The organism is Streptococcus hillyeri, assembly GCF_041081565.1.
In the GTDB taxonomy this organism is placed as follows: domain Bacteria; phylum Bacillota; class Bacilli; order Lactobacillales; family Streptococcaceae; genus Streptococcus; species Streptococcus hillyeri.
Window position 1 is genome coordinate 188612 of sequence record NZ_CP163513.1, and the last position, 13117, is coordinate 201728.

Sequence of the window (13117 nt, forward strand, 5' to 3'; positions counted from 1 at the left end):
GGATTTTAACTATGACAGCGCAAAAAATGTCTGCTCAGGAAATTATTGCTTTTATTGGAAATGCTGTGAAAAAAACGACTGTAAAGGTAACGTTTGAAGGTGAATTGGCGGGAGCTATTCCTGCTGAGGTAACTAAACTTGGTAATGTTCTGTTTGGTGATTGGAAGGATATTGAGCCACTACTTGCGAACTTGACTGAAAATAAAGACTATGTGGTTGAGCAAGATGGCCGTAATTCAGCTGTGCCATTGCTTGATAAACGGAATATCAATGCTCGTATTGAACCAGGTGCCATTATTCGTGATCAAGTAACTATCGGTGATAATGCGGTTATTATGATGGGGGCTGTTATCAATATTGGTGCTGAGATTGGTGAGGGAACCATGATTGATATGGGAGCAATTCTAGGTGGTCGTGCAACGGTTGGTAAAAATAGTCATATCGGTGCTGGTGCAGTCCTTGCTGGCGTGATTGAGCCTGCTTCTGCTGAGCCTGTTCGTATTGGTGACAATGTGCTTGTCGGAGCAAATGCTGTCGTTATCGAAGGTGTTCAAGTAGGTAATGGTTCTGTCGTAGCGGCAGGTGCTATCGTGACTCAGGATGTGCCAGAAAATGTTGTTGTAGCAGGCGTTCCTGCACGAGTTATCAAAGAAATTGATGCACAAACGCAACAAAAAACAGCGCTTGAAGACGCTCTTAGAAATTTGTAATAACTAAAAAGGTTGAGGAAGCTCAGCCTTTTCCCTTAAGGAGATAGTATGTTAGATTTAATTAAAACACGTCGTGACTTGCATCAAATTCCTGAGATTGGCTTGGAAGAATACAAGACACAGGCTTATTTGCTAGAACGCATTACCGAAATCACAGCTGGCAAATCATTTGTGGAGCAGCGCCTTTGGAAAACAGGGATTTTAGTCTTTTTACATGGTTCGTCTCCGATGAAAACCATTGGTTGGCGGACGGACATTGATGGGCTTCTTATCACTGAGGAGACGGACTTGCCTTTTTCCAGCCAACATGAAGGGCGGATGCATGCCTGTGGGCACGATTTTCATATGACGATTGCTTTAGGGCTTTTGGAGAAAATGGCAGAGCAACAACCTAAAGAAAATATGCTTTTCCTATTTCAACCTGCAGAAGAAAATCTGGGTGGGGCTAAGCTCATGTATGAAGATGATGCTTTTAAAGATTGGTTGCCTGATGAATTTTATGGGCTTCATGTTCGACCAGATTTTAAGGTGGGAGATATAGCAACTAACCGTTCAACACTTTTTGCTGGTACCTGTGAAGTCTATCTAACTTTTAAAGGAAAAGGTGGGCACGCAGCCTTTCCACACCTTTCCAATGATGCCTTGGTAGCGGCAGCTTATTTTGTAACCCAGGCTCAGACAATTGTGAGTCGAAATGTTGACCCTATCGAGGGAGGTGTTGTGACTTTCGGTGCTATGCACGCAGGGGTGACAAGTAACATCATTTCTGAGACAGCCAGTCTTCGCGGAACCATTCGTGCCTTGACGCAGGAGATGAGCTTGCTCATGCAGGATCGCGTCAAGACCATAGCACAGGGCGTAGCGGTTAGTTTTAACATGGAAGTTGAAATCGAACTCCGTCAAGGGGCTTGGCTTCCTGTGGAAAATCAACCTGAACTAGCTGATGAGCTAATGGCTTTCTTTGGACAAAGCAGTGCGGTCAATCTGATTGATTGTCCTCCAGCAATGACTGGTGAAGACTTTGGTTACTTACTACAAAAAGTTCCTGGTGTCATGTTCTGGTTAGGGATTGATACTCCTTACCCGCTCCACCATGCCAAAATGAGCCCTGATGAAACAGCTCTGCCCTTTGCCGTAGAGGAAATTTCAACATTTTTGAGTTATAAAGTTCAGTAAGATAATTATATAAAGAGAGAGTAGGATAGAAGTTATAAGTTCAAAGAAAATAGCTTCCGTCCGCTCTTTATTTTTTACATTTAGACTGAGGTTAGGGCAAAAATATCTCAACTTATACTCATCCAAAATCAAAATTAGCATTTTAAGTAAAATCAAGAACCAATAAATGGCTTGATTTACCAGAGCTTCTTTCGCCATGGTGGTATTCTTATTAGTGAAACTGTCCAGTGGACAGTTTTAGCCCAAGCTCAGAAATAAAAGAGTGAGGGGAATTGGCTTGATAAGAACGGATTTTTGGGAGAACTACAGAAATTGAAAATCAATTTCGTAGTAGTTCCCCCGCAAGGATGATTAGGTTGGACGCTGTCGAGTAGTCGACAAGTACAGCCAATCATCTACTGCGATAGAGATAAGCTCAAATCTAGCAATGAAACTCCGTAGGAGGTTGGGACACTGACTTCGTCAGCTTTATTTCCCATCTCAAAAGGTTCCCCCAACCTTTTGAGCGTTCGCACCTTTTTAGAAAGAAGCAAAAAAGTAATTTTTGATTTTTGTTAAGTATTAATGCTAATAACAAATTGAAGCAGTGGGTGATTAGAAATCCTGAAACTGGATATTTTTTATTTTCAAGTATCCACCTAGAATACCCACTGAACTATTCTTGCTCTTTAGTACCACGCATCGTTAGTGGCCGTCCTATACGACTGTGACGGTTTTATACCTAACTTCAAAAGCCTTTAAGACTTTTTGATTAAACAGTAAGTGATGATAAAAAAGCGTACTTGTTTAAACATGGAATGACTATTGGTCAAGTGGAATCATCTATTTGAGAAATCTGAAATGAATGCCAAAAAGCGAACAAGCCCCTCGGAGTGAGGAGCTTGTTCAGGAGATTTATGAAAAAGTGGGAAATTAGGAGATTTCCCAACCACTTAAGGAAGTGGTGATTAGGATATTTATATCATAACGTTTTATTGTTAAGATAAGGTTAAAAAAACCTAAAACTTTCCTAAATTTTAGTGATATCGCAATTTTTTTGCCAAAATGAAGCTACTTGGAGCTAAAATGATAACACTTCCTAACCAAGCGGCGGGGCTTGCACTGGCAACGCCGTAAAATCCAAAGTAAATCATGCCGATAATGGCGACACCAGCTCGCATGATGAGCTCCATAATACCAGCAAGGGTTGGAACAAATCCTTTGCCGAGACCTTGGATAAAACTTCTAAGGATAAACAAAATGGCTAAAATCCAGTAACAGAAACCATTGATAGTGAAATAAATCAAGGCAAGGTCAAAAACCTCTTTACTACCATTTGATAGGAAAAGTCCCGAGAAGAAATCGTGGAAATTTACGAGGATAATGGCAAAGATGATGGACCAGATGATATTAATTACCAGAGATTGTTTAAGACCTTCTAAAATGCGACGGTATTGTTTAGCTCCGTAATTTTGGGCGGTAAAGGTTGAGACAGCAAGACCTAGATTCATCATTGGTAACATGGCAAGTTGGTCGGTTTTACCGGCAATAGCCTGCGCTGCGATAGCATTTGTCCCTAGTTTATTTAAAACGACTTGAAGCGTAATAGCACCCAGTGCGATGATACTGGCTTGAAAGGCCATTGGGAAGCCTAAGCGTGCATGGATGTTTAAATTTTTCCTGTCCAAATGCCAATCACTTTTGTGAATATGAAGTTGAGGCACCGCTTTTTTAATGTGAATGAAAAGGAAGAGGACAGAAAAGGCTTGAGCGATGATGGTTGCAAGACCTGCCCCGAAGACTCCCATGTGGAAATTAAGGATAAAGCTGAAATCTAGAATGATATTGATGATACAGGCAATAATCAGAGCATATAGAGGCGTTTTTGAGTCTCCGAGACTGCGCAAAATGCTGGAGAGATAGTTGAAAAGGATGGTGAAAATCATACCTCCAAATATAGCTATTAAAAAGTTTTGCGAATGTTCGATTAGATTCTCTGGTGTCTGCATGAGTATCAAGAGAGGACGCAAGCCAAGTAAGGAGATACTACTAAGGGTGATTCCAGTTAGTAGGGCATAGAACAGTCCATGGACAAAACTTTGCCGAATACCAACATCATCCTTGGCACCGAATTTTTGAGCTGTGATAATCGCTAATCCACTGGTAAGACCTTGAGCAAATCCTAAAATTAAAAAGGTAATACTCCCAGTTGCCCCCACACTAGCAAAGGCGTCTTTTCCTAGGGTGTGACCTACAATCATACTATCAGCGAAATTATAGGCCAGCTGAAAGAAGCTTCCTATCAATAGCGGAATGGTAAATAATAAAATAACCTTAATCGGTTTTCCTTTTGTTAAGTCTTGCATATCCCAGAACACCTAATATTATGCGTATCTAAACTATACGCCAATCTTTCTACAAAATAATATCTCCGGTCAGTATTTTACGTTTTCGTCGTTAGAATTGCAAGAAGAAAGTCGTTAAAAGATGTTTTTTTTCGTTTTTGTATAAATTTGTTTTTTAATTCTTGAAAAAGTTGTCATTGGTTGATGAAGACGCTTCGTTTAAAGGGTTTTGAGCTGGTCTAAGGAGAAGCATAAATTTTGTATAAAAAGGGGACAAAGATTTTTCATGAAAAAAGTAATAAATCATGATATGATGTGAACATGGACAAAAAGAAACTTAGGACGACAATGTTAACGATGTTAAAGTCGCAAGATAGGGAGTGGAAATCACATTATGATAAACGATTGGCAGAACGCTTATTTCGTTTACCGATTTATCAAACAGCGACAACGATAGCGGTTTATCTTTCATTTGATTTTGAATACGACACCACTCTGGTGATTGAAAGAGCTTTGGCGGATGGAAAAAGGATTGTGATTCCTAAAACCTATCCAAACGGCAAAATGATTTTTGTTGACTACGATCCCACGGCGCTAGTAGCCTCTTCCTTTGGGGTGTTAGAGCCTGTGAGTAGTCAAGAAGTAGTTAAAGAGACGATTGATTTGGTGGTGGTTCCAGGGGTTGTTTTTAGCAATCAGGGCTACCGCATTGGTTATGGGGCAGGTTATTACGACCGTTATTTGAAGGATTATCTGGGTGAGACTATCAGCCTCATTTATCCTAGTCAGCTCAGCCATTTTCAACCACAAAACCATGATATTCCCGTGAAAGGATTACTTTATGAAGACGATACAACAGACATTTAGACAAAGTCCTGTGACAGCGACGCTTTTGTCTTTGACCATAGGCTATTTTCTCCTGATTCAGCTTCTCTTTTGGGGGAAGTCGACAACAGCTGTTTCTATCTTGAGAGCTGGCGGGATATATGGCGCTTACTTGCACTTTTATCCAGCAGAGCTGTGGCGCTTGATTTCTCCCATCTTTATTCATATTGGTTGGGAACACTTGATTATGAATGCTATTTCGCTTTATTTTGTGGGTGCAATGGCAGAGCAGTGGTGGGGAGTGTGGCGTTTCTTAATGCTTTACCTTCTTTCGGGGGTGATGGGAAATGTTTTTGTCGTCTTTTTTACTCCTGATGTTGTGTCTGCAGGAGCCTCCACATCAATTTTTGGGATGTTTGCAGCCATTTCTGTAATCGGTTATTTTGGCAGAAATGCCTACCTCAAGCAAGTAGGGCAAAATTACCAAGTTCTCTTAGTCATGAACCTTGTGTTTAATGTCTTTATGCCAAGCGTCAGCATAGCAGGACATATTGGTGGAGCTATTGGTGGTGGTCTGTGTGCCGTTTTTCTGACCACTCGCTTTGACCGCTTTATATTTAAACAATCTCAGAGAATGTTGGCCTTGGTGGCTTATGTTGCCCTACTCATCCTGCTCTTAGGAATCGTTTTTGTGAGACCATTATAATTGAGGAAACAATATGACTGAAAATGATAAACAGCTGATTGAAACTATGGAAGCAAAATATGACGCCTTTAATTCAAAACTAGAGGCACTGAGAAAAGCCGTAGAGGATTTTCAAAATCACTATGATGATTATATCGCCTTGAAAGATTTTTATGGTAGTGATGACTGGCATAGACTTTATGACCAACCTCATGACGACGTCAAATGTGGAGTCCTAAGTCAGGATCAATTATTTAACCTCGTCACTGACCATAACGATCTCCTCAAAAACTTCTTAGAACTTGCCCCTAGCATGTATAAGAATATGTGAGGAAATTAGTCACTCAATATTGGAATAAAAAATAAGGCTAGGATTTTATTCTTAACCTTATTTTTATTGGAGATTTTAAATAGAAAATTAATCGAGTTTTCCACCTTCAACAACAATTTCATCTGGTTTGGCCTGATCACCGTAGACAGGGTGAAGGGTTTCTTCGTAGTTCTTGTGGAAGAAGTTTTCTGCCACGAGGCCTTCGATGTGTTTGTTGATGTAGTCTAACAGTTCAGTGTTTCCTTTTTGAACAGCTGGTGCAATGGTATCAACATTTCCAAGAGAAGTAATACCGACTTCAAATCCTTTATTTTCAATAGCCCAAGCCAGAACTTCTGTGTTATCTGTTGAAAAAGCGTCGCCACGTCCGTCAAGGAGAGCTGAGTAAGCATCACTGTACTGGTCAAATTTGATTAATTCTACTTCTGGGAAGTTTTCAGAGAAATAAGTCTCAGCAGTTGTTCCTTTAGCGACAATCAATTTTTTACCGTTGAGCTGCTCTGCGTCTGTGATGACCTTACCTTCTGGTGAAACAACACCGAGAGATACTTTCATGTAAGGATGGGCAAAATCTACCTGCTCTTTACGTTCATCAGTGACAGTGAAGTTTGCTAGGATGACGTCAACTTTAGCAGATGTTAAAAATTCCACACGGCTGGCAGCTTCTACTGGGACATATTTTACTTTGACTCCGAGGTCTTTTGCAAGTCGGTTACCATAGTAGACATCGTATCCTTGGTAGTCTCCGTTTTCGTCAACATAACCAAAAGGTTTTTTATCACTAAAGACGCCGATAGAAATTTCTCCACTTTTTTTGATATCGTCTAGTGTACGAGCTTTGGCAACACTAGGTGCATTGGTAGATGAAGTGCTTTGTTTATCTGAGGATTTATTAGCACAAGCTACCAAGAAAAATGTTGTAACAAAAGCTAAAATAACAGTTAAAAGATTTGATTTTTTCATAAATAATACTCCTTTTTAGATATTATGCGATTTGACTAAAGTCAAAGACGTTTAGAAAGTCACGTGCTCTTTCAGTTTTAGGATTAGTAAAAAATGCTTCTGGAGTGGCTTCTTCGATAATTTTTCCCTTATCCATAAAGATAATACGGTCTGCAATAGCACGTGCAAATTGTAATTCATGGGTAACGATGATCATTGTCCGTTTTTCATTAGCTAGGTCACTGATGAGTTCAAGGACTTCTCGAACCATTTCAGGGTCTAGAGAAGCAGTCACTTCGTCAAATAAAATAATTTCTGGATGCATGAGTAAAGCACGTATTATAGCAACCCGCTGCTTTTGACCGCCAGATAATTGCCTTGCAAAGCTGTGCTTTTTATCCAATAAGCCAACCCGATTGAGAAGTTGTTCAGCTTCCTCAATAATACTAGCCTTAGGTTGTTTGGTTACCTTGCTAGGAGCCAAGGTAAGATTTTGTAAGACATCTAGGTGAGGAAATAACTCGTAGTTTTGAAAAACCATTCCAATTTTTTGCCGAACCAGATGCAGGTTTTTGGTATTGTTGATTAAAGGATTTCCGTCTAAGAGGATTTCCCCTTTTTGGATGGTTTCGAGACCGTTAAGGCAACGTAGTAAGGTACTTTTTCCACAGCCAGATGGACCTAGAACAACGACAACTTCTCCTTTTTTGACTCGAAATGACAAGTCATGAATAATGGTCTGGTCATCGAAGGTTTTTGTGAGATGAGTGATGATTAAAGTATCTGTCATGACTTAGTCCTTCCAATTGTTTTCTAAATAACTTGCAAATTTTGAGATGGGATAACAGGAGATAAAATAAAGTATTAGGATAACTCCGTAAACCCAGAGTGCTGCTGAGGGATATCCAAGGCGATTGCTTTCGATGATTTGTTGTCCTGTTTTAACCATTTCGACAACTCCGATTAGTACGATTAAGGATGTGGTTTTAATCATTCTGGTAACAAGATTGATGGCTTGTGGGAGTAGACGCCGTAACATTTGAGGAATTAGAATATGGCGGTAGACCTGATTTTTTGAGAGTCCTAGTGCTAATCCACTTTCTATCTGATGACTAGGTAAGGAAGTGATTGCTCCTCGTACTAAATCTCCGATCTCTGCCGTTCCCCATAAGGAGAAGACTAAGATTGCAGCAATCTCTCCGGACATGTTTATATTGAATGCTCTTGCTAATCCAAAATAGATTAAAAAGAGGAGAACGAGCTGTGGCATAATTCGGATAAATTCCAGATAGGTTTTGGATAATAGTCTTATTGTGAAATGATGCGAGGTCATAATAATGCCAAAGATAGTCCCCAATACGAGAGAAATTAAGACTGACACCAAGGCAATGCCAAGTGTAATGCCCAATCCTTGTAATAACCGTAAAAAATTATTTCCCTGAAAGAGAACTTGTAGACCCAAATCCTGCATAACGTAGCCTCCTTTCAATTAGACTAAGGATAATAGAAAGAGGAAGTAAAATAATCAAGTAGGAAACCACCAGCATTAATAGAGCTTCGTCCGTTTCATAATAAATACCAATCAATTCTTTTGCTACATACATTAAATCCGCTAGTGCAACAATTGAAAATACAGATGTTTCCTTAATTAAGAAAATCACATTAGCACTGATAGATGGCAGTGAAATAGCTAAGGCTTGCGGCCAAATAATATAAACAAATACTTGCCAAGATTTAAGACCTAGAGCAGTAGCAGATTCTTTTTGACCAAGACTAATAGCTTCCATACCACTGCGGAAAGATTCTGCCATATAAGAGCCTCCTAAAAAAATGAGCCCAATAATGGCACAAGCTTCAGACGATAGGGTCAGCCCAATCTTAGGCAAACCAAAGTAGAGAAAGAATAGTTGGATGAGGAGAGGTGTGTTTCGAGAGAGTTCAATATAAGCGCCAGCTACTTTACTAATAAGAGGAATCTTAAAGTAACGAATGAGACTGATAAGCGAACCGATTACCAAGGAACCTAAAATCCCCAAAAATGCCAAGCGAATGGTTAATAAAAATGCCTCTTGATAGAGTGGGATATTCTCTTGTATAAAATCCCAATTCAACTGTTACCACCACCTTTAACTAAAAGATGAATTTAGTTTAGCATAGATTTAATCATAAGAATAATAGATATTTTTAAAGGCAGCTATAAATAAAAACTATTGGATTTCAAAATATTGAAAGAGTTGTAGATAAGTTATAACTAGTTATTCAAGAGTCTTATTTAGAATAATTTAAAAAGATAATTTATTGAGATTAGCTTTTGATGTTGTTAATAAACAAAAAATCGTTCACAGAAAACATGAACGATTTTTTCAATCTTAGTAAGTCAATACAGAGTATTTTTTCTTACCGCGACGAATAACAGTGAGTTCGCCATCGATTTTATCTGTATCTGAAAGTGTGTAGTCTAAGTCTTGAACACGGTCGCCGTTGATGTAGATGGCACCGTTTTGCACATCTTCACGGGCTTGGCGTTTAGATGGAGACACGCCTGCAGTTACCAAAATATCCACGAGGTTAAGGTTATCATCAGTTTGAACGGCGTAGGTTGGGACACCATTAAGAGCTGCTTTCAAATCTTTAGCGGAAAGGGCACGGATATTTCCAGCAAAGAGTTGCTCTGTGATATTGAGGGCTTGGTTATAAGCTTCTTCTCCATGGACAAGCGTGACAACTTCGCGAGCAAGAATTTTTTGAGCTAAGCGTTCGTGGCGTGCTGCATCAAATTGTTTTTCAATGTCAGCAATTTCATCTAGTGAGAGGAAAGTGAAAATTTTCAAGAAACGAACGGCGTCATCATCCATCACGTTGAGCCAGAATTGGTACATTTCGTAAGGTGATGTTTTCTCAGCATCAAGCCAAACGGCGTTTCCTTCTGATTTACCGAATTTTTTACCAGTTGAGTCAGTGATAAGTGGAACCGTCATAACGTGACCGGTTTTATCAGCTTTACGGCGAAGCAATTCAGTACCAGCAGTCATGTTGCCCCATTGATCTGAACCACCGATTTGAAGGGTAACATTGTGCTTGTCATTGAGTTCGTAAAAGTCATAGCCTTGCATAATTTGGTATGCAAACTCAGTGTATGAAATCCCTGTCTCGATACGTTTTTTAACAGAGTCTTTACTCATCATGTAGTTGACGGTGAAGTATTTACCGACATCACGTAGGAAGTCAATAAAGCTCACTGAGCCGAACCAGTCGTAGTTATTCACCATTTCAGCTTTGTTGTCGCCATTTTCAAAGTCGAGGAAACGTGATAGTTGACCTTGGATTTTAGTCACCCAACCATCAACGGTGTCCTTTGTTTGAAGGCTACGCTCTGCATCTTTAAATGATGGGTCACCGATGAGACCAGTAGCACCACCAACAAGGGCATAAGGTTTGTGCCCTGCTAATTGTAAGCGACGTGATGTCAAGATTGCTACCAAGTGACCAAGGTGAAGACTGTCTGCTGTTGGGTCGTAGCCAGTATAATAGGATACTTGCCCTTCTGTTAATGCTTTGACGAGGGCTTCTTCGTCTGTCGTTTGAAAGACGAGGCCACGTGCTTTGAGTTCTTCGAAAATATTCATTGGCTTTCTCCTTTTATTAAGATACAAAGATTTAGACTTAAAAGTCTACTACACCCTTGCTCATTTTATAAAACTTAGATTATTATATCAAAAAATAAGGAAAATAAGCAAGTTGGGTAAAAGAATCTTGAAATAATTTAGCATAATTTGATAGTGGTTTCTCTATTTTTTGAGTGAGTTGTTCAAAAAGGAAAAGTGAACTTAAAAGGATATTGGCTAACCTTAAGAATAGTAGTGTTTTATTAAGTTTGGCTTATCTATTCTTAATGTAATCTTATGAAATAAAGGCTGTATTTTGTGCTAGAATTAAACGTGCAGAAGAAGTGTTTTTGTCTAAATAACGAAATTCTAAATCATAAAGAAAAGAATAGGTGGAAATGAAAATAAATCAAGAAATCACATTAAAACGACTTGCTCTTAAGCTAACCGTCGGGGTTATCGGGGTAGTCCTTACCGTTGGAACACCTGATGTTAGTGCGGAGAACCACGCTAGAGCCGTAAGCCAGTCGAGAGTAACTTATCAAGCGCCTAGTATCCTATCACGTGTCATGGATAAAAGGGATGCCAAGCATAAGTTTAAAATGTCAGAGTTATCTCTTAAAGAATCATTGGAGAAAGCGTTTTCAGAGTCTGGAAATAAGTCAATTAGTGTTCATACCTTCGCTGGTGAACGAAGCAAAGCAGAAGTGGGGACTACAGCTGACATTTTGACTCAACTGAAGAAAGAGCTTGGTGACAATGTAGAATCTGATTATACGTTATTGCTAGTAAATGATACATTTTTGAACCATAATACCATAGCGTATGTTGTTAAGAAATCAGGTCGCATTGTCAATACCATGTCTGAATATCAGGCCTTAGTTCGAGAAATGTTAACCACTAATCAAATGGAGCAAGAAGTCTATGCTTCTATTGGTTTCAAGAGAAGTTTCTCAGATATTCTACTACACGCGAATGGCCTAGCACTTGTTCCGCAAGAGCGTCGCTACAATATTATCAATGATGTTGAAATGCACGGGGCGAATTATCGCTTGTCTATTTCTGCTGAAGAGTTAAGTCAGATTCCTCAGGATAAAACTCTGTTAAAAATGGAATCATATATTCAGAATGACACAAAAATTTGGGAGTTGATTCAAAAGTCAGGTGTCTTAGATAAGAAAACGGACGAGGAAAAAGTCAAGGCATGGTCTGATTTTGTGCAACGAAATTTCCCCTACGATACTGCCGCTTTGGCAGCAAGAAAAAACAACTATAATGTTGCCTCTAGTATTTTTTCGGTAACCGAACGTGCAAAAGCCATGTGTGTCGGCTACAGTACCCTATCGGCTCGTGCATTCAATATGATGGGAATTCGTTCTTATGTGGTGTATGGCTTTACTCCTAGTGGAGGCGGGCATGCGGTGACTCGTAGCTATTATGATGGGGCTTGGCATTTTGTGGGTACGACGGCTGCTGAAAATGCAAGCATTGTTTCGTATGTCATTGATACTTACGTTGGGACTGATGGTTCTGCGACCAATAATCAAATGGTCGTTAATAAAGCCTTTGAAAAATGGGCTGAGAAGCAGCGACCGCGTGATTTATTGCTAGTCAATACGGAAATTGGGAAATCGTCGAATCAACGTGATGACGAGTTTATTTCGGTAAATGAATACAAAGAACTTCAAGAACGACAACAATTTATCCGTGAACGCTATCAATATATTGTTGAAAAAGTGAAAAAAGATTATCCAGATAATCCATATTTATTGGAAAATGTAGAAAGTTTTCTTAAAGCTGTTGAAAAAGATCAAGAAGAAACAACAACGAGCGACCTACTAATTGGAAGCCTAGCAGATAACTATACAGAGCATCTAACGGACTTAGAAAAACAAGCAGGTGCAATTGAATATCAATTAAAATTTGAACCATTCAAAGAGGGTAAATCATTTAAAGATATTACGTATGTGAAAGCATCACAGGATGAGGTTCTGAAGGAAGAATCAAATACAGTACAACAATTAAATGAGACTTTGAACAATATAGAACTTGATGAAAAGTCGGAGCATTTAAGAACAAAATATTCTGAGTTGTATCGACAATATGAAACAACAGAAAATACAACAGAGAAAGAGACGATTGCTAAACAATTGTTGGATTTGGGGCGACAGATTGAGACAGAACAAGTAAAAACAATGTCGCAAGATTCAACTAGTCGTGATTACCAAGCGGTAGAAACGGGAGAATCAAATCAAGATGTTCGTGAAGAAGTACCTGTTCAAGAACAAGGTGAGGCGTTCTCGCAAGAAGAAGCCACACTTGAAACCGCATCACTCCAGAATACAGCTGATGCCCTGACAGATATTAATCAAGAGGCGACGACCAATTTTATGAATGACTACGTTGCTCCAGTATTTGACTATGCTGTACCTGTTGTTGAAACAGACAAGCATTTGCGACGGAGATTTGGAGCTCAATCAGTTCAATTTGGCAATAAACAATAGTTAAGAAACGACAAA

At 39.4% G+C, this 13117-nt stretch carries 12 protein-coding genes; 6 read left to right on the plus strand and 6 right to left on the minus strand.

The features are described from left to right. The first annotated feature begins 11 nt into the window (after positions 1–11). Both dapD and AB6M99_RS01050 read left to right on the plus strand, forming a co-directional pair. On the plus strand, positions 12–710 hold the full coding sequence (gene dapD, locus AB6M99_RS01045) for a 2,3,4,5-tetrahydropyridine-2,6-dicarboxylate N-acetyltransferase (RefSeq protein WP_121834983.1): 699 nt from the start codon (positions 12–14) through the stop codon (positions 708–710). 48 nt (positions 711–758) lie between these two features. Continuing rightward, positions 759–1886: an N-acetyldiaminopimelate deacetylase gene (locus AB6M99_RS01050; protein WP_369350971.1), complete on the plus strand. Its 1128-nt coding sequence runs from the start codon at positions 759–761 to the stop codon at positions 1884–1886. A gap of 1016 nt (positions 1887–2902) precedes the next feature. On the opposite strand, the gene AB6M99_RS01055 is transcribed toward AB6M99_RS01050, so the two are convergent. Then, on the minus strand, positions 2903–4231 hold the full coding sequence (locus AB6M99_RS01055; protein WP_121834986.1) for an MATE family efflux transporter: 1329 nt from the start codon (positions 4229–4231) through the stop codon (positions 2903–2905). Positions 4232–4531: 300 nt separating this feature from the next. Here AB6M99_RS01055 and AB6M99_RS01060 point away from each other — a divergent pair, with 300 nt between their 5' ends. The 3 genes from AB6M99_RS01060 to AB6M99_RS01070 are packed head-to-tail and all read left to right on the plus strand — an operon-like array spanning position 4532 to position 6051. Next, a complete protein-coding gene (locus AB6M99_RS01060; RefSeq protein WP_121834987.1) occupies positions 4532–5077 on the plus strand; it encodes a 5-formyltetrahydrofolate cyclo-ligase in 546 nt (181 codons plus the stop codon). Further along, the gene (locus AB6M99_RS01065; protein ID WP_121835044.1) at positions 5061–5741 is read left to right on the plus strand and encodes a rhomboid family intramembrane serine protease; all 681 of its coding nucleotides are present in this window, start codon (positions 5061–5063) and stop codon (positions 5739–5741) included. Before AB6M99_RS01060 ends, AB6M99_RS01065 begins: the two co-directional genes overlap by 17 nt. A 13-nt stretch (positions 5742–5754) precedes the next feature. Beyond that, positions 5755–6051, plus strand: a complete 297-nt coding sequence (locus AB6M99_RS01070; protein ID WP_121834988.1) for a DUF4298 domain-containing protein — start codon at positions 5755–5757, stop codon at positions 6049–6051. An 87-nt stretch (positions 6052–6138) separates the two neighbouring features. Here the strand turns inward: AB6M99_RS01070 and AB6M99_RS01075 are convergent, their stop codons facing one another. From AB6M99_RS01075 to tyrS, 5 genes are all read right to left on the minus strand, one after another. Next, positions 6139–7014, minus strand: coding sequence for a cysteine ABC transporter substrate-binding protein (locus AB6M99_RS01075; protein WP_121834989.1), 876 nt, complete (start codon positions 7012–7014; stop codon positions 6139–6141). Positions 7015–7036: 22 nt separating this feature from the next. Then, the gene (locus AB6M99_RS01080; RefSeq protein WP_121834990.1) at positions 7037–7783 is read right to left on the minus strand and encodes an amino acid ABC transporter ATP-binding protein; all 747 of its coding nucleotides are present in this window, start codon (positions 7781–7783) and stop codon (positions 7037–7039) included. A gap of 3 nt (positions 7784–7786) precedes the next feature. Continuing rightward, positions 7787–8464 carry an amino acid ABC transporter permease gene (locus AB6M99_RS01085; protein ID WP_121834991.1) on the minus strand — a complete coding sequence of 226 codons (678 nt, stop codon included), beginning with the start codon at positions 8462–8464 and terminating at the stop codon, positions 7787–7789. Beyond that, complete coding sequence (locus tag AB6M99_RS01090; RefSeq protein WP_121834992.1) at positions 8424–9104, minus strand: amino acid ABC transporter permease; 681 nt, start codon at positions 9102–9104, stop codon at positions 8424–8426. Before AB6M99_RS01090 ends, AB6M99_RS01085 begins: the two co-directional genes overlap by 41 nt. 258 nt (positions 9105–9362) lie before the next feature. Further along, positions 9363–10619: a tyrosine--tRNA ligase gene (gene tyrS / locus AB6M99_RS01095; RefSeq protein WP_369350972.1), complete on the minus strand. Its 1257-nt coding sequence runs from the start codon at positions 10617–10619 to the stop codon at positions 9363–9365. Between the two features lie 377 nt (positions 10620–10996). Here tyrS and AB6M99_RS01100 point away from each other — a divergent pair, with 377 nt between their 5' ends. After that, entirely contained in the window at positions 10997–13102 is a 2106-nt protein-coding gene (locus tag AB6M99_RS01100) for a transglutaminase domain-containing protein (RefSeq protein ID WP_369350973.1), read from the plus strand. Positions 13103–13117 lie beyond the last annotated feature (15 nt).

Bases quoted from the DNA above. Each gene is read 5' to 3' on its own strand.
- dapD (WP_121834983.1), top strand. From the start codon at position 12: ATGACAGCGCAAAAAATGTCTGCTCAGGAAATTATTGCTTTTATTGGA.
- AB6M99_RS01050 (WP_369350971.1), top strand. From the start codon at position 759: ATGTTAGATTTAATTAAAACACGTCGTGACTTGCATCAAATTCCTGAG.
- AB6M99_RS01055 (WP_121834986.1), bottom strand. From the start codon at position 4,231: ATGCAAGACTTAACAAAAGGAAAACCGATTAAGGTTATTTTATTATTT.
- AB6M99_RS01060 (WP_121834987.1), top strand. From the start codon at position 4,532: ATGGACAAAAAGAAACTTAGGACGACAATGTTAACGATGTTAAAGTCG.
- AB6M99_RS01070 (WP_121834988.1), top strand. From the start codon at position 5,755: ATGACTGAAAATGATAAACAGCTGATTGAAACTATGGAAGCAAAATAT.
- AB6M99_RS01075 (WP_121834989.1), bottom strand. From the start codon at position 7,014: ATGAAAAAATCAAATCTTTTAACTGTTATTTTAGCTTTTGTTACAACA.
- AB6M99_RS01080 (WP_121834990.1), bottom strand. From the start codon at position 7,783: ATGACAGATACTTTAATCATCACTCATCTCACAAAAACCTTCGATGAC.
- AB6M99_RS01085 (WP_121834991.1), bottom strand. From the start codon at position 8,464: ATGCAGGATTTGGGTCTACAAGTTCTCTTTCAGGGAAATAATTTTTTA.
- tyrS (WP_369350972.1), bottom strand. From the start codon at position 10,619: ATGAATATTTTCGAAGAACTCAAAGCACGTGGCCTCGTCTTTCAAACG.
- AB6M99_RS01100 (WP_369350973.1), top strand. From the start codon at position 10,997: ATGAAAATAAATCAAGAAATCACATTAAAACGACTTGCTCTTAAGCTA.